Raw genomic sequence first — 17100 nt, 5'->3', positions numbered from 1 at the left:
TCTAATCAACTAGAATTTTTGAATATAAATAGTTAACCTTAGAAAAATAAAACTTAAATTATTCATCCATTTAATATGAAAATTAATTTCGATGTTAAATTCGTTTCTGGTTTAGTAGGCTCTTTAAATATTCAAATTATACCTTTGGATCTAAATAGAAATAAAGATTGTATAGACTCTATAGTTGTTGATGAAATTGCTTTTTCACTCGTTGAAAATGTATTTAACCGAGATAAAGAAAAGTTTTTTCATTGGGGAGCTACTTTTATTAACCAAGAAAAAATAAGAGATATTATAAAAGATTTATATTGGCTTCATTCATTTATAAATCAGTTAGATAAATACGATAAGGCATTAAAGCTCATTTTCGAAGAAGAAACAGAATGGTTTGCAACTCACTTTAACTTTTTCAAACCACAAGCACTTAACATGATCATAGAAATTACAAAATTTCTTGAGAAAGCCGAAAACGAATATGACGGCATTACCGTATTAGGCGCTTAGCAGCCCAAGCCCAATAGCTTGGGTTGCTCTGAGTTTTTAGGCGACTCTCACCAAAAAGTAATCTAACAACTTGGTTTGTTCTTCAACTCTGTCTGAGGTCAAAAGCCCTAAAATTGCCCCATCTATCATAAATACCAAAATCTCTGCTTCTGCATAAGAAGTCATTTTCTTAGTTTCTACCATGAGGCAGAAAACCTCATTTTTTAGCCAACGCCTATAACGCACGGCACTTTGGTAAGCATAAGGATAAAGTGATTTAGTTTCAAAAATTGCTTTAAACAATAGATAATAAGCGCTATTTAAGTCGGCATGTAAAAGATAAATTTGTCTGAGTTTATCGGTTAACGTGGAATATTGGGTTGTTTCTATCACCTCTCTTACTTTTTCCATGAGTGTGTCTTTTTGAAGTAAAAGGCATATTTCAATGAGGCCTGCTTTTGAGCGAAAGTAATTGTAAAGCGTAGCTTTCGGAATGTTGGACTCTTTGGCAATCAGGTCTACGCCTGCGGTATGAAATCCATAGGTTGTAAATAGACGTATAGCCGTTCGAATAATGTGTAATTTTTTGGAAGGCGCTTCTAAATAACGTGGCATAGTTTTACCAATTAAAATAATTTTTTGTTGTATATAAAAGAGATAGAAATGCCGTCACTCTTAAATTGAGTACTAAATACAGGCATGCAAAAGCCGCACAATAACGGTGTGCTCGCCTATCTCGGGTTTATTGTTGCTATGATTTTTAGTCGTAACGATTCTTAAGGCGTAGAAAACCTAGAGTCGATTAAACCGTTTTATAGACTTTTTAAGCGGTATGGGCAGAGAGAATTTGGCGAAGGCCAATAAAGAAGAATTAGTACGCATGTGCGGACTCCTTTTGATTTAAAAGAGTCTTACCAATTACTGTCAAATAATGGTGGCAAGACTAGAAGGGTTGACAGACTGGTACAAAAGGAAACCAGCGCACGCAAGCGTGCCCCTCCTAGCCTCACCATAAAGGCGTGACTTAGGAGTACGCACAAAACGATAAAAACGTTGTTGTGCGCCTTTTGTACCAGCTCTGTCAAAAGCTGACTGGCAATGTAGGCCAGCAGGCAAAGGATAGTGCTCAACCCTATTGCAGTCAAGCATACAAAATGACATTTGTTTTAATTTAGAGCATTAAAAAGTAAGGATAAATAATGAGTTGGTTATTGTTAAGTGGTGTTTATAAGGGGGGAATTCAAAAAAGATTATGATTAAATTTTCATTAGCAATAAGACACATTGCTATTGATGATTTTTATGAAATGATTTGTGAAAACTGATCTATGTTAAGGCATCAATTCAGCCATAGGCCATCTAGACAAGTTGAATTCAGACCTATAATGAAATAGAAGTTAAAAAAATTATTATTTTCTTAACTTCTTAGTTTGTTTAACTCATTAAATAACTTTAATTAAAGAAAGAAACAGCTTCCTCTATTAAATCCGCAACTTCAACTGGCTTGGAAGCTAAAGAAGCATGACTCGCATCTAAAGAAATGACTTTTTTTGCATTTAATCTAGAAGACATAAATGCTTGATTTTCTGGACTAATCATTCGATCTTGGGTAGAAATCTGATACCAAGAAGGTTTAGTTTTCCAAGCGGGTGATGAAATCGTGTCACCAAAGGTACTTGCTAACGGGGCCTTTTGGGTTATACCCATAACTAACCCTTCATCTTCTGTTAAATCTTGGCAGAAACTTTCATGAAATTTATCTGCTTTAAGCCATAGGTAACCATCACTATCTGGCGATAAATTAGGCGCAGCTACTGGCAGATGCTTTTGCGTAATCTCACCTGGGCTTTCATTTGTATCAGGAGCAAATGCTGCAATATAGACGAGACCAATAACGTTTGGAAGATTATCAGCTTCAGTAATAACTGCACCTCCATAAGAGTGTCCAACTAAAATTACATCTCCATCAACCTGCGCTATCATTTTTTTAGTCCGTTCTACATCATCAGCGAGTGAGGTTAAAGGCAATTCAACTGCTTGTAATGAGGTAAAGCCTCTATGAGAAAGTTCAATAATAACTTTACTCCAGTGGGCTGCACCTCCCCAAAAACCATGTACTAATATAATTGTTGGTTTATTACTCATAACGTACTCCACCTTAAACTATAGTATTGAATTTAATAAATTAAATTAAGAATATTCATACATAATGGTTTGATAATTTGATCAAATATCAAACTAAAAAACTTTGTAAAATGATTATTTGTTATAAAACTACTTTCCACAATTACCAAAACAGCATATTTTTTTGCAGAAACATTTTTTTTGATGAGATGTAGTGAGATGGAAAATGAGCATGAGATAAATAAATTAACTGATATATTTTTTGATATTTATAAGAATGCAAAAATATCGGGAAAAATTTATCATGTTGAAAATTATAAAAATAAAAATATTGTTTTTCTGGATAATAATTATTCGTATATTCATATATTTCAAGGTGGTAGCTTTAAAATAAAAAGTAACGAACAAAAACTAAATGAAACCGTACATGAGGGAGATGTTATTGTTATTCCATCGAGGTTTAAGCATTCTATCGAAATTATAGAAGATAAAGCTGTAGAACCCGTTGTTATTACATGTGTTTTTCAATTAGACGGCGTATATGGTCAAACAATTGCTGAAGGATTGCCTAATTACATATTAGTTCCCTCACACCAAAATGGTAAAGTTGCAGAATGGATACCCATGACAGTAGCTGCAATAAAATTAGAACTTGATCAGCCATCTTTAGGTAGTCAAGTTATGCTTTCAAGTGTTATCGATTTACTGTTGGTATGGTCAATAAGATTCTGGCTAAACAAAGAAACACTCAACCATAAAAGTTGGATATCAGCTTTGCAGAATCCTACTATTAGCAAGGCGTTATTCTTAATGCATTCTAACCCTGCTAAAGAGTGGACCGTAGAAACTCTTGCCAAAGAAACTAATCAATCTAAATCAAAATTTTCAAAAAGTTTCATAGAATTGGTCGGTACTACTCCGATTAATTATCTCAAGCATTGGCGAATGAAGTTAGCTAATCAGTATTTAATTGAAACGAATAAAAGTATTTCACAAATTTCTGATTTAGTTGGTTATTCTTCACCCGCAGCTTTCACCAGATCTTTTATTCAAACATTTGGTTATAGCCCAAGAAAATTTAGAGAGATTTCAGAAACCAAAACTAAATAATAAAAAGAAAAGTTCCTAACCTAAAACAATAAAATCTTAAAAAGTAAGGATAAACAATTAAATTTTATTGTTAAATTGAGTTTATAAAACAGATTTTTTCTAGTTCGCTTGAAGCTGTAGATAAACAACTAAGTTTTAAAACAATTTTATCTTCGGTCAATATATTCCAGATAGCCCCTTCCTACTAATGGCTGATCATAGAATTCACCTTGCCACGCATAGGAAGAAACAAAACCAGCAGCCAATCCAAAACAATATGGAGTGTCGACATGAGCTGAAATATCTAAAACTTTTTGATTATTGTGATAAGCAGCCCAGCGAAAAGTATTTGGTAAATTCATTGGAAAACCATCAGGTGTAATCTGTGGTTCTTCTTGAAGACTGGTTACTTCAAAAAGTATATCTCCGTTGTATTGAATTGATGTTCCATCAATATGACGATAGTAAACAGAAGTCAAAATGGGTTGGTCTTCATAGCAAATAAAAGCCAGCAATAACTGCTGTTCACGGTCAATATTGATGACTTGATAACTAAAAACTTTCACGGGAACTTGTATATTTTCTACTAACCATTTGTTCTTAAGCATTGAGGTCGCTATAGCTTTCCAAGACTCCAAAGTACAAAGCCCTTGAACTGTCTTACTATTCCCCTTTTGTTTAATATAACCTTCATAGTGCATTAGCACACTAAAGTGTTTATAAAAGTCACTATAGGCAAACCATGAAATAGCTTTTGTCGGCTTCAAATAAAGTTCTAACTCAAAGTCTTCTCTTTTGGTAATTAATATATATCCCTCACCGTCCTCATGCATGACCGTTTGATTGTCAAAGTTAATCGCAAAAGGCGCTTGGTTAAATTTAATATCATCTTTAATTGAAAATGTTCTGTAAGCTTCAGAAGTTGTCGATAATGCTGTTCCATGCACTAAAGAAGCTGTATCTCCTTTTCCATCCTTAGACATTTGATAGTTAGTATCTGTAATCGTAAATCCCACATAACCCAATACCGAAGCCCAAGATAAGTATCGAAATGGTTCAGGTAGGTCAGGTATCATGATTCCGTAATGTGTACTACCGAAGCGTTTATAAAGAGTATGTGGACTGAGTTCAAAATCCTTTGGCAATGTTGATTGACGCTCTGGTGTAACAGCTCCAAATAATGCGCCAGAAATTTTTGCAATTTTTTGGTTGGCTTTATCCTTAAAACTCTTTGGTAATCTATGGCTTGAAATTAACACTTTTTAGATCCTTTATTTTTAATTTGATTAAAAAGAGTTCCATATTAGAACTTGATAATTTTCAATTGAATGTTAATAAAGGACATCTTGATTTAAATGAATACCAATTTTATTAACGATAATATTTCCAAAAAACTCTTTAAATAGAATGTATTAAAACAAAAAAGCCAATTCTTTCGAATTAGCTTAATTACAACAGACCAGCTTTACTTGAAAATTGCTTCTTGCTTTTATTGTTCGCAACAATCTTCATCTTTTCTTGTTATAGGCTTAACTTAGCTTTTCATTATGACAATTCGGTTAAAAAAAACACCAACCTTATATATAAAAACAAACTTGATACACAAAATAGTATTTTTAGAGAACTAGATCACAAATTAAGCAAATTGGATATTTTAAATACATATTCCACTAAGCGCTTAAGTCTATTATGCTTGAGTTATCTAATTGTTAAGTATGTATGATGGACCAGCAAACTTTATTACAAGAACTGAACTCTCTCATTGAATACTATTCAAAAAGAACCGATTGCCCACCTACTCGTATACGCATCGGCTATAGAGCTTATGCCAAACTGATGCAATGCCCGCCTTTTGCGGATGAAGTAATGAACTCGGCGCTCGATCCAAATAAACGGAAATATAAAAAGATAAAGATTAAAATTACTAAAGATGATGACCAATTAGAGCTTGAGTAAATTTTTTAAAACTAATGACTTCATTTAAAGACAAAAAGCCCATGAACTGAGCTTTTATCTTTCATACAACACAACTTTTAAAACTCGACTTGTACCGTAACCGTATCCTGATACGTTCCCGCTGGTACAGTGTCTGCATTTTCATCGACAATTTTTGTGGTAAACACATAACTCTGCTGGGTTACTCCGTTATGCACGCCCGGATTAACCGTTGCGTTTAAACTCGACCAACGTTCGTTACCACTGCCCCATCGGTCATTCGATGAATTTTTAAAAATATCGTATTTTAAAAATGTATTTCCCGTTTGTGACTTCATGGCACGCTGGTTACCGTTTTGAGGGGAAAGTCCATTATTTAAACTGACATAATATGGTGTATTTACCGAGCAACGTATTCCCATAGAAGACTGAACAGGTTCAAGCTTGGAAGCAAACGCCGCCGTACCAAAGTTTACGTCTTGAGCTAAAATTCGGCAGTCTGGAAGTACGGTAATTGAGAGTGAACCAAGGGAGTCCGCGCCAGTTCCCCAGTTAAAACCAATACCTAATACCCCACGTTTAAACCCCGGGCTTTCAAAAAAGATCCCGATGCCAGCAATAGCAACACCCGGTACCGAATAAAACCATTTTACTTTTAAAGGTGAATCAGCCTGATAAACACCAGGTGATACACTTTGCCCAGCCGGAAGCCGTATGTAGAAAGGTAAATTGCCATCAGGCCCGCTAAAAAGATTGACCAGCGTAAAGCTACTCATGTCTTTTTCTTGGCCTAAGCTTATGATTTCATTGTTACTGTCTAAAATAACAGCATTGAGCTTTTCTCCGGTTTGAGCATTGGTAAATGAATTCGACATTTGCTCAACCCGATATTTTAGGTAGGTCATGTTCGCCAAAGCCAAGCTAAAACCCGTGCATGACAAACCTGAATTAAACTGTGAAGAGTTTTCACCGTTTTCTGTTAAATAGATAGACGGAACCGAAATAGAAGATGAACCCGAAGCACTCACATTACATGCAGCATGAGCCAAATTTCCAGCTAGCATTAGTCCAGAAAATATAAATAAATGGCTAAGTAATTTTTTTGTTTTTATATTCATGGTAAAGATACCTCATGACACGTAACAGGCTTAACCACCACAATTTGTTGCTTGGCTTGCTCTACATCTACAGAAAAATCTGCCTTACAAATACTCTGATCCGAACGTTGAACAGTTACGGTATTGTTCGGTTTTAAATTTTCTAAATAGACAATGCCATCCATTCCCACATAAGACGACTCTTGGTCAGCTCTATGCACGACAGAACCTACAGGCATCGGTTTGCCGTCTGCTTGAGTTAAATAAACGTTAGCAGCAATAGACTGATGAACTGGGAACTTAATCACAACGCCAGAACCGCGTTTGGCAGCAATACGCTGTTCAACTTGTGTGATGGTGAAGTTTGAAGGTAAGTCGATTGGGTCGACGCTGTATTTACCCGAATAGTAAGGCGTAACGGATGGCACAAAAATATGGCCTTTTTTATTGCTACGGCCAATTAGGCTGTTTTCATATCTGACCAAAACATCCGGCACTTGGTTGGTATCAATCAATGCAAAAGAATCACCTAAACGGTTTGAAGCAAATACTTCTCCTGCCATATAAATGAGAGATCCGGATAGACCAAACCAATAGTTATAGTCATGGTTTCCAGATATCCCAAAGTCGGTATTGATATAACCGTTGCGGTAATTGACTCGTGCCTGATTTAAATCTTCACTATTTTCATTATAACGTCGGGTTAAATCGACACCGAAACCACCTTCGGATGGCACAGAACGGTTAAAGTTAATGTAGCCGGTATCGCCTTGTTTATTAAATGCATAACCCGAGTTTACAGTTGCGTTTCGTTGAAACAGCGGTATCGAAAGTTGAAATGCAGCACTCCACTCTTTTTCAATAAAGTCACGGTTGGCACTTAAAGAAACAGTCACGCCATTCATATAAGTCGGTAGAACAGGCGCCCATGACAAGTTTAAGAAGCGGTTTTTAAAGTCATTTGCTTTAGTATTGATATAACCAACACCAAAGGTGCCTGAGTTTTTAGTGGCAAAGTAAGTATTAGCGGTTAGGCTTTTATTGCTATTCACTGAAATTAAGTTGCTATATTGCAGCCGTGAAAGGTCGGTATATTCATCATCACGCTGGTTATGGTTAATACTAAAACCAAACCGATTGCGGTTATAGCTGTACCCAACCGTATATTGTTTCCCTTCCAAGTCTTTCGTCCGATCTTCAGACATAGATTTATCGGCTTTACTTTGGCTAAAAGAAGCACTCAGTACACCTAAGTTTGCAAGTTTGAGTACAGACCCTGCACCGAATAACTGTAAGTCTGAAGAAAGCTCGGTACGCCCTTCTACTGTAAACCAGTCATTTACCCCATAACGGGCATCGGCTGCACTTGCAAATTTCCCATAAGAAAAATTCTTAAGTCCGTAGTCTTCACGGATTTTCCCTAAAGACAATGAGTAGTCAAATAAGCCAGGCTTTAGCAAAGTATTAGAAATATAAAACGGGACTGCTGTTGTGACCTGACGTCCGACTGCATCGGTCGTGACCACTACGGCTTCCCCTTTACCGTTAATAAAAGGAACATTATTTAAAATAAACGGACCAGACTGTACTTCTGTTGAGCTGGTCTTTTGCCCGTTAATAATTAAATCGACTGTACTGGGTAACGCGGCTTGCCCAATAAACTGCGGCAATGGATAGGTAATTAAATCTGGTCGGGTTGAATAGTTTCTTTGTACCTGAAAACCGCCCAGACGAACAGAACTTCCCCAAGTCGTTTTACTACCCGTAATAATGTCACCAAGCACAAAAGATGTAGCGTTCTTTTGGTTATCGAATTGCCAAGAGGTGTCATAACGACGATAGCCGTCATTGTCTAAAGACTCGGAATTACCTTCATTTTTAAATTGATTTTTAACATAGACCCCAGAGTTTTTAATCACACCGAGCGGTGAGAAAAAGCGCTGCTCTGTAAATAAACTGCTGGTTGAACCACCCTGATGTGGCCTATAAGTATAAAAATCATAGTTATTGAGCAGTCCTATACCCGACTGAGCAACGACAGGTTTATACCATGAGTCTTTACCCAAAACTTGAGTCGGCATCCAAGCAGGTGGAAAGTTAAGCTTAAAATATTGATTTGATGATTGATACTCATAGCTCACATCTTTTAATTTATCTAAAGATATCCAGTCACTCGCATCGCCACTAAATCCCAAAGTTAAAACATCTTGATTGGTTAAAGTAGTCTGGTTATTTGCCAATAACTCTTGAGGAATTTGAATTTCCAACTCATCAATCAGCTTGTTTTTTTGTATGAAGTACTCATCATTTTTAACAATAACAGGTACAACCTGCTGCACTGAATATTGGTTTACAACCAAGTCTAGGTATAGCTTAATCAGTTGATTAATTTCGTTAATATCTTTTGGTGGTGGAGGTAAATCGCCAGCAAGAGCAACATTTGGAATATTTAAGCATCCACCCGACAACAAAATTAGCAAAATACTTTTGCATAAATTATTATGCCGAAGGATCATGTTGGATCCTCCATTTTGGTGATTTCGATTAACTCTTGTTTTATGCCAGAACTATCCACACCATAAATTTTAGAAGTTTTTAGTAACTCATTTGCGGTCGATTTATCGATAGCAAACTTCACGGTACTATTCGATAACACATAGCCAAAAGCAGCTTTTCCTAAAGAAATATCATTGCCAGTTTTTGAAGTTTTAAGTGCCGAAAGGCGCGCAAATTTCTGTCCATTATTTTTTAAATATAGCTCAGACTGTCCTTGGTCATTGTTGCGGACTGACCACTGTAAAACAGGTTTGGCTAAAGGATTTTTTGCATTCGCTTTTTGGCTTTCTTCAGTTAAACCACTACCCATACCTTTTCCATAGGCAAATAACGGAATGGAGTAACGCATTTGGAAACTCACTTTAGAAGCGTCTTGGTCGTTTCCATCAGAAAAGCGGATCGGTAACTCATCGACAATCAAACGATATGACTGCTCTTTACCATCTGGCAAATTGACACTTTTGGTTAAACGAAGCATATGCTTCTCGCCTGCTTTAATTTTAGCTACAGGCGGGCTAGGTATAATTTCTGATTGCTCGCTATAGTCATCTTTTAAACCATTTTGACTCCATTTAAACACCCGAATTTGCACCATCGCATCGGTCTTGCCAGTATTTTGGAGCCAAACCGCGGTTGCTTTTTCATTGGCTTCTATTTTTGGATAAATTGGCCAAATTAAGAAGGTTGCTTGCGCCATCACAGGTGTAACAAGTGATAATGTACTTGCAAATAAAAAAGATTTTAAAATGCCATTTTTAATAAATGCAGAATTGTTCATACAAATCACCATGTAATCATTATTGAAACAGTATCTTTATAAATTCCAGCCGCATGTGATTCATTATTATTTTCTAAATCAACGACACCATATATTTCAAAATTTGCTAGACGGTTTGTAGGTTTTGTAGCAGGCAATAAATATTTATTACCAACTACATATTCACTAGCCAAACTACTCGAATTATATAATTTGTAAGGTAAATAATTAGAAGATGTGCTATTTCTCATTCGCCTTATATTATTTTGTAGATTTTCACCACCATCTATAGAAATACTTACAGGTAAACTTTCTGTACAGCGTATATTCCAAGAACTTTTACTATTTATAATGCTAGCAACCACTTTATCTTTTGATAAAGCCGAGTATTGACCAAAATCCATCTTTTGTTCGATATTATCTATCGAACAACCATTCTCAATTTTAGCTTGAACTTTAAAACTCGAATTTAATTGAGGATCAGCTGCATATATAAGTTGACTCATAGATAGCAACAACATTACCTTAAAATAAAAAAATTTCATTTTCTTAAAACTCAATTGTAATTGGTACTATATCTTTATATTCACCCTTAGATATACCACTACCATCATGTACAGCTTGACCAAAAATATCGATATTCTTTTTAGTATTCATATCATTAAGTATAAAAACATCATTTGCTCTAATGACTTGTTTATTTAAACCATAGAGCAAATTATAAACGATAAAATCTCTACCATTACTTAATGCATGATAATAATTTTGTGAGAATGAAACAGGAACTTTACTATCATTATTTCCAGATCCAAATATTATTTTTACAGTTGAAATACCAGCACATTGTATTTGTAAGCCGGAATTTCCGTTATTTATTAAACTTGCTTCCAACACCCCATTAAAAGTAGTTGTAGCTTCTCCAAAATCTAAAGATCCAAAATTTAAATTTGCTGTATTATTTTCTACAACTTTATTATTGATAGAACAAGAAGGTAATAATTCAATTTGACTCGTTAATTTAGCTCCAATTTCACCCGCATTTAATGAAGTAATTAAAAAATATGAAAATATAAATACTGAACCGCGATTGAATATCATCTTCCCTCCATTTAAAACAGGTTCACTCGTCTCTGAGTAAACCTGTCACTCAATTAATTATTTCTTTTTATATTTAGAAATTTACAGTGACTAACAGAGTATCTTTATAATCACCTTGTGCTTTTGCTGTACCTGTATTTGGTGCAATTGCACCGAAAATTGGCACCGCTGTAGCTTGTCCACTCACTGTAGTGAACTGTTGTGGTTGGTTCACAACATAGAGGTTTGTACGTGCAGCATCACGGTAAACGTTATATGCAACTACATCAGCAGAAGCAGTATTTTTTAAAGTACGGTCTGTACGTTCACCACCATCAATTGCGACTGTAAAATCAACAGGATCTGTGCCGTCACAAGTTACAGAAATATTGCCACCTGTTGCAGCTGAAGCAACTTCAGCCGTTAATACGTTGTTCCAAGTACCGGAAGTTTTACCAAAATCTAAAGTACCAAACTTGTTCATATTTCCTTCAGTTTGACTACCACCTACAGTACAGCCTGTCGAGATATTTAATTTAACGTCAACCTGTCCAGTAACAGCTGCTTGAGTATTTACCGCATAACCAGCAACTATTAATGCTGCAAGAAGTGATTTCTGAATGTTTTCATATTCATAACCTACATATATAATGATTAGATTTGTAGAACAAAATGAATCAAACTTGATAAATAAAATACGGCTAATTTGTTTTATATATAAAACAAACTATCTTTTACTATTGTGTGATTCTTTTCACAATTTAATAACAATTATTTAACTTGTATACATACATTACAAAAAGACTATGTTTACTTATTTAAAATTCTTTTTCTAAAGACCATTAAAAAACAAGATTAAATACCCACCCATACTTTATAAAAATGACTAAAAATCAAAAAAAACAAATATCACTCTTTAAATAAAAATTAGTCAATATTTATTCAAATACAATCATTTATAGACTGTGTAAAATTGAACAATATTTATTCTTATTTAAATAGGTCAAATGACCTATTTAAACTATTTCTAAAGAAAAGGAATTAAGTCGCTCGACCTATTTTTTAATTTTAGATTGGGTCGCCTGACCTAAATTATAAAAATATAGGTCATATGACCTATATTTAGTTTAATAGAATTTAAATATTTTATTTATATTTTTTTAATTTCATGGTTTAGAATGCCTTTTTTAAATAGTACTTACAGGCTGGATAATGATCAAAATTGATACCTTTGATACTATGCAAATAAAGAAGTCCTTTACTACACTAAAAGGGCAAGAAAGAATAAAGCAAATCTTAAAAAATGCTGAAATAGTTTTTCTTACGAAAGGTTATTCTGGTTTTAGTATGCGAGGAGTTGCCACACAATCCAATATTAGTTTAAGTACCCTACAGCATTATTTTAAAAACAAAGATCTTTTATTAAAAGCTTTACTTAATAAATTAATTTGTGACTACATACAGCGGATTGAAATTTTAATTAATTTAAATGTGAATGAACCTCCTTTACATCGGTTTATGAATATTATCACCAATATAATGTATGAAATAGAACAACCGATCATTACTCATACATTTAAAGAGGTGTTTTCTATTTCAGACCATCTCCCCTATGTTTACGATTTTTTGTCAATGATACAAAAGTATAATTTCGAACTGATATATAAAATTATACTTCCCATTCATAGTGAAATATCTTCAGAAGAATATAAAGAAAGAGCTATTATTATAATTACCCAACTTAATGGATATTTAGTTCAACATTCAAATAAAAACACAGATGAATGTTATAAAGAATTTCTAAGAAATATAATTTTAAAAAATATATCAAGATTAGTGAGTGAACCATAAATTTAGAAACATAGGAGCACTTCTCCTATGTTTTAATAAAAAAATACAAATAGATTAGTCGTATTCTATACAATAATATTCTTAAAAAATAACAATCAAAAAATGATTAAAAACAAACCAAATTTCATTTTTATTGAAGAAAAATTTAAATCAAAACATAATAGTTACCATGATGAAAATAGAATTTTGAACTTTTAGAGAGTCTCAATGGGTAATGCTAAAGCGTTAAAATTTATAAACTTTGTACTCGCTTTCTTATGGATTTATCAAGGCGTCGTTCCTAAAATCATTTTTATTAACTCTGATGAAATTTTTGTCTGGCAAACGATAGGACTTTCTTTTGATTATGCAAAACTTGCAGGTCGTGGCAGTGGTATAGCTGAAGTGATTTTTGGTTTATTATTTCTTTTCTCTCCTCACAAATATATTCATTATTTAAGTATTTTAGGATTATTGGGTTTACTGCTGTTAATTGGTTTTTTAATACCCTCTACACTTATTTCACCTTATAACCCTATCGTAATGAATATTTCGATGATAAGTTTATCGATTATTTATCTGCTTTTATTAAAAGAGCAAACCGCTCATTTATGAAAAATTGCTCAATAGCTTTGAGTTTTAAAAATTTATAGAGATTTCAATGAGTTTATCTAACTGTGAAGCTGGTTGTGTAGTCATCACTGGAAGTACAAAGGGTATTGGTTTAGCACTTGCCCATGCTTTTTTAGATCTTGGTTGTTCAGTTGTAATAGCGGGACGAAATGTTGAGCATCTTAACCATGCCCTATCCTATTTAGAAACTCATTTCAATAAAGAGAAATTTATTGGTTTATGCTGCAATGTGACACAAATTGCTGATGTACAAACACTGTGGGATCGAGCAATTCAGCATTTTGGGCAAGTCAATGTATGGATTAATAATGCAGGTAGTTGCCACCCTACAAAAGAGCTCCTTGACCTTCAACCCGATGAATTGCAAACGACCATATCGACTAATATTTTAGGCACAATGCTCGGTTCGCAAGTGGCTCTAAAAGGCATGTTTAAACAAGGGTATGGCCAAATCTTTAACATGGAAGGTTGGGGAAGCAATGGCGAATGGAGTGCTGGAATGACTGCCTACGCGACAACTAAACGGGCGGTAAGTTATTTTAGTAAAGCGCTTTATAAAGAGACTAAGTCGACTCCTATCTTAACCGGTACTCTCAGCCCGGGTATGGTAGCAACCGACTTGTTAGTTTCATCTTGGACTAATGGAAATATTCAAAACTGGAAAAAGATGAAGCGCTTATTTTTCTTTGTAATTGACCCACCAGAAGTTGTTTGTGCGTATTTAGCAAAACAAATTATTCAAAACACAAAAACCAACCGACGCATCGCGTGGATTACACCGTGGAAGCTTTTTCTTAGATTTTTACAGCCTTATTACTGGCGCAGAAACCCTGTTAAAGGCACGGCGTTAGAGCATCTCTAGGTTGGTTTAATATGGTTAACCATCTAACTTCACTAAAGTAAGACGGTTTGATTGATAGGCACCCGTATCGATAAAAAAGCAGTTATTTAGCTTCAGCATAGTTTCAACGACTGTATGGCCTAAATAAATCTCGTTAATATTTTGAACAGTGCCGTAATCTTCTTTATTTTTTATGCGAGACCTGCCCCACAAAATTTCGGCATAAGATAAGAACGTATTAGAAACTTCCGAGTTCTTCATCTCAACATGAGCTTTCAAAGCATCCCAATCATCGAGCCGCATATCTCCATGAAGGACGCCAATCTTTTTTCGGCGTGTATGCAACTCAAGCATAATCGGTAGTTTTTTTAGCTGAGCGACAATCTGGCTTCGGGTCTTATCCTCTAGTGTATAAAACCATTCACCGCCATATTTTTCATGGATTTTTCGAAAGTAAGAATTATAGTTGCCTTGAATACATAGCTCTTCGTGATTGCCCCGAACCATCGTAAACCACTTCTTTTCTATAAGTTCAAGGCACTGGTAACTCTGCGGCCCTTTATCGACTATATCACCGACACTAATTAATAAATCTTGCTCAAAGTTAAAATTAACGTTTGCAAGCGCATCCATTAAAAGTGAATAACAGCCGTGTATATCGCCGACTACATATATATTTTGATATTTTAAATCAGCATTTTGAATGACCGTACACATCTCTTTCATGGTTTAAACTTTATTTTCACCATGTTGAGCAAAAGCTTTAATTTCACTTCGAATCAGAATATGTCGAGATGGAAAATAAAACCGATAAGCCAACTCATAAGTTTCAAATAAAGCTAGATCAGATTGATGAGTTGCCCAATAGTAAGCCGTCATACCCTTCTCTTTCCTAAGACTTAAATAGTAAGGAACATCGAAGTTATTCGAAACAATCATAAAACTCATCGTATTTGGTCTATCTATCTAGTTCTTTTGGGTAGGGTCAGCTTTGATTACATCTAACGCGCGTAATATTGGAGCCAACATGGACTCAGCAATACGCATAGCTTCTGTCTCAGATTTATTGGAAATGGCTTGAACGAGTTCGCTATGTATTTGCTGATTTGGATCAGGTAAGTTTTTATTGGTGACTAACTCTAAAGTGTATTGATAGCTTGAGTTTAAGAAATAATCATAGGTTGCTTGCAAGGCTTTATTATGAGTTGCCTTAGCAATTGCCAAATGCAGTTTTTTATCACTTAACATGAAGTTCGCAACATCTTCTTCATTTGTTCTAGCTCTATTTTCTAAGCACTCCATAACTTCACGCATGTCTTCAGGCGTACTGTGCCGAGCAGCCAATTTCGCAATCTCAATTTCTAATAAACATCTCACTTCTAGGTGTTCATATAAATCAGAATGATGAATGGAATTAATCACAATCGAAAAATCATTTTTAGTTCGTACAAAAGTACCTAGCCCCTGTTTAACTTCTAAAACACCTAAATATTCTAAAATTTTAATTGCTTCACGAATGGTGTTTCGGCCCACACCTAAACCTTGCACAAGCTCAGGTTCAGTTGGAATTTTCTCGTCTACTTTCCACATGTCATTTTTAATATTCTGGCGTATGACATGAATTACTTCGTCTACGAGAGATCTTTTTTGGATTTGCTCAATCATTAAAATTGGTACTAGCAAGCTAAAACATACGGTGATACTATCATCCTATGTTTAATTATTCAAATTCTCTTTCATGCATTTTTAAAGGTTGAGCTCATGGAATTAAGTCAGACAATTTCAAATCTTATTTTTGAAATTCAAAAACTTACTCAAGCAGTCGAAAAGATTTCTAAAATCCAAGAAGTTTCTGTGGATGTCTTAGATGAAGCGATTGCCTTTAGATGGGAAAGAGAAAATAACAAAGGTTCCCTCATTGCTATACGCAAGCCTCAACTCATTTCTTTTAATCATCTGTGCAATATCGACAACCAGCTCACCAAAGTGAAGTTAAACACCGAAGCTTTTGCAAAAGGATTATTGGCAAATAATGTGTTGATGACTGGCTCGCGTGGTACAGGTAAGTCTTCTATTGTAAAAGCCTGTTTAAATGAATATCACCACTTGGGTCTCCGAGTGATTGAGCTTGAGAAGAAGTATCTAGAAGATTTGCCTAAAATCATTAACTTGCTGCAAGATCGTGAAGAGCGTTTTATTATTTTCTGTGATGATTTGGCATTTGAAGCTGGCGACACAAGTTATGCAACCTTAAAAACGGTGTTAGACGGTTCATTAGCCACTAGCTCAGACAACACCCTCATTTATGCAACGTCAAACCGAAAGCATATGGTGGCTGAGTACAATAAAGATAATACTGAGTTAAATGTGGGTGAAAACGGCGAGTTACGCCCTGGGGATAGCATTGAACAAAAGATTTCTTTGGCAGACAGATTTGGTCTACAAATTAATTTCTATGGTTTTAGCCAGCAGGAGTATTTAAAAACAGTGCAATACTGGCTAAATGAATATGAATGGCAGCAACATGAAAGCTGGGAAACGGTTCAGTTAAAAGCTATTCAATATGCAACTCAGCAAGGTAACCGTTCAGGAAGAATTGCCAATCAATTTGCTAAAATGATTGTAGGTCAAGAAATGCTGAGCGCAGCAGATTTAACGATCTAAGCTTTTCTCGCCATA

General features: G+C 34.9%; 20 protein-coding genes. 7 read left to right on the top strand and 13 right to left on the bottom strand.

The window, feature by feature from the left end; translation table 11 throughout:
• Window positions 1-75: 75 nt before the first annotated feature.
• Window positions 76-504 carry a hypothetical protein gene (locus tag J576_RS02350; RefSeq protein WP_002049078.1) on the top strand — a complete coding sequence of 143 codons (429 nt, stop codon included), beginning with the start codon at window positions 76-78 and terminating at the stop codon, window positions 502-504.
• Between the two features lie 36 nt (window positions 505-540).
• Here the strand turns inward: J576_RS02350 and J576_RS02345 are convergent, their stop codons facing one another.
• The 3 genes from J576_RS02345 to J576_RS02340 all read right to left on the bottom strand — a co-directional run bounded on the left by J576_RS02345 (window position 541) and on the right by J576_RS02340 (window position 2627).
• Window positions 541-1098, bottom strand: coding sequence for a TetR/AcrR family transcriptional regulator (locus J576_RS02345; RefSeq protein WP_002049267.1), 558 nt, complete (start codon window positions 1096-1098; stop codon window positions 541-543).
• Window positions 1099-1407: 309 nt separating this feature from the next.
• A complete protein-coding gene (locus J576_RS20380) occupies window positions 1408-1632 on the bottom strand; it encodes a hypothetical protein (RefSeq protein WP_153310055.1) in 225 nt (74 codons plus the stop codon).
• Window positions 1633-1934: 302 nt separating this feature from the next.
• Complete coding sequence (locus tag J576_RS02340; protein ID WP_033855484.1) at window positions 1935-2627, bottom strand: alpha/beta hydrolase; 693 nt, start codon at window positions 2625-2627, stop codon at window positions 1935-1937.
• Between the two features lie 198 nt (window positions 2628-2825).
• Here J576_RS02340 and J576_RS02335 point away from each other — a divergent pair, with 198 nt between their 5' ends.
• On the top strand, window positions 2826-3716 hold the full coding sequence (locus J576_RS02335) for an AraC family transcriptional regulator (protein ID WP_002049162.1): 891 nt from the start codon (window positions 2826-2828) through the stop codon (window positions 3714-3716).
• Window positions 3717-3862: 146 nt separating this feature from the next.
• On the opposite strand, the gene J576_RS02330 is transcribed toward J576_RS02335, so the two are convergent.
• Window positions 3863-4954: a DUF6670 family protein gene (locus tag J576_RS02330; protein ID WP_002049127.1), complete on the bottom strand. Its 1092-nt coding sequence runs from the start codon at window positions 4952-4954 to the stop codon at window positions 3863-3865.
• Between the two features lie 463 nt (window positions 4955-5417).
• Between J576_RS02330 and J576_RS20300 the strand changes: the two genes are divergently transcribed.
• On the top strand, window positions 5418-5651 hold the full coding sequence (locus J576_RS20300; RefSeq protein ID WP_002049282.1) for a hypothetical protein: 234 nt from the start codon (window positions 5418-5420) through the stop codon (window positions 5649-5651).
• A gap of 77 nt (window positions 5652-5728) precedes the next feature.
• On the opposite strand, the gene csuE is transcribed toward J576_RS20300, so the two are convergent.
• The 6 genes from csuE to csuAB all read right to left on the bottom strand — a co-directional run bounded on the left by csuE (window position 5729) and on the right by csuAB (window position 11766).
• On the bottom strand, window positions 5729-6748 hold the full coding sequence (gene csuE, locus J576_RS02320; protein ID WP_002049187.1) for a Csu fimbrial tip adhesin CsuE: 1020 nt from the start codon (window positions 6746-6748) through the stop codon (window positions 5729-5731).
• Entirely contained in the window at window positions 6745-9243 is a 2499-nt protein-coding gene (csuD, locus tag J576_RS02315) for a Csu fimbrial usher CsuD (protein ID WP_033855482.1), read from the bottom strand. Before csuD ends, csuE begins: the two co-directional genes overlap by 4 nt.
• Entirely contained in the window at window positions 9240-10073 is an 834-nt protein-coding gene (gene csuC, locus J576_RS02310) for a Csu fimbrial biogenesis chaperone CsuC (protein WP_155758114.1), read from the bottom strand. Before csuC ends, csuD begins: the two co-directional genes overlap by 4 nt.
• Entirely contained in the window at window positions 10067-10585 is a 519-nt protein-coding gene (locus tag J576_RS02305) for a Csu type fimbrial protein (protein ID WP_002049104.1), read from the bottom strand. Before J576_RS02305 ends, csuC begins: the two co-directional genes overlap by 7 nt.
• 4 nt (window positions 10586-10589) lie before the next feature.
• On the bottom strand, window positions 10590-11138 hold the full coding sequence (locus J576_RS02300; protein ID WP_033855480.1) for a spore coat protein U domain-containing protein: 549 nt from the start codon (window positions 11136-11138) through the stop codon (window positions 10590-10592).
• A 73-nt stretch (window positions 11139-11211) separates the two neighbouring features.
• Entirely contained in the window at window positions 11212-11766 is a 555-nt protein-coding gene (gene csuAB / locus J576_RS02295) for a Csu fimbrial major subunit CsuAB (RefSeq protein ID WP_033855477.1), read from the bottom strand.
• 563 nt (window positions 11767-12329) lie between these two features.
• Between csuAB and J576_RS02290 the strand changes: the two genes are divergently transcribed.
• From J576_RS02290 to J576_RS02280, 3 genes are all read left to right on the top strand, one after another.
• The gene (locus J576_RS02290; protein ID WP_002049333.1) at window positions 12330-12968 is read left to right on the top strand and encodes a TetR/AcrR family transcriptional regulator; all 639 of its coding nucleotides are present in this window, start codon (window positions 12330-12332) and stop codon (window positions 12966-12968) included.
• 207 nt (window positions 12969-13175) lie between these two features.
• A complete protein-coding gene (locus J576_RS02285; protein WP_002049193.1) occupies window positions 13176-13562 on the top strand; it encodes a DoxX-like family protein in 387 nt (128 codons plus the stop codon).
• A gap of 46 nt (window positions 13563-13608) precedes the next feature.
• Window positions 13609-14442, top strand: a complete 834-nt coding sequence (locus J576_RS02280; protein WP_002049109.1) for an SDR family NAD(P)-dependent oxidoreductase — start codon at window positions 13609-13611, stop codon at window positions 14440-14442.
• 15 nt (window positions 14443-14457) lie between these two features.
• Here the strand turns inward: J576_RS02280 and J576_RS02275 are convergent, their stop codons facing one another.
• Genes J576_RS02275 through J576_RS02270 form a run of 3 tightly spaced genes read right to left on the bottom strand, consistent with a single transcriptional unit; the run spans window position 14458 to window position 16086 of the window.
• Window positions 14458-15147, bottom strand: coding sequence for a metallophosphoesterase (locus tag J576_RS02275; RefSeq protein ID WP_002049289.1), 690 nt, complete (start codon window positions 15145-15147; stop codon window positions 14458-14460).
• 3 nt (window positions 15148-15150) lie between these two features.
• A complete protein-coding gene (locus J576_RS20010; protein WP_050560288.1) occupies window positions 15151-15360 on the bottom strand; it encodes a hypothetical protein in 210 nt (69 codons plus the stop codon).
• Between the two features lie 27 nt (window positions 15361-15387).
• Window positions 15388-16086, bottom strand: coding sequence for a FadR/GntR family transcriptional regulator (locus J576_RS02270; protein WP_002049085.1), 699 nt, complete (start codon window positions 16084-16086; stop codon window positions 15388-15390).
• Window positions 16087-16182: 96 nt separating this feature from the next.
• On the opposite strand from J576_RS02270, the gene J576_RS02265 reads away from it, so the two are divergent.
• Complete coding sequence (locus tag J576_RS02265; protein WP_002049356.1) at window positions 16183-17085, top strand: ATP-binding protein; 903 nt, start codon at window positions 16183-16185, stop codon at window positions 17083-17085.
• Window positions 17086-17100 lie beyond the last annotated feature (15 nt).

The sequence above is a fragment of the Acinetobacter sp. 766875 genome (assembly GCF_000582055.1).
GTDB lineage: Bacteria > Pseudomonadota > Gammaproteobacteria > Pseudomonadales > Moraxellaceae > Acinetobacter > Acinetobacter nosocomialis.
This window is presented reverse-complemented; position numbering and strand designations above follow the sequence as displayed.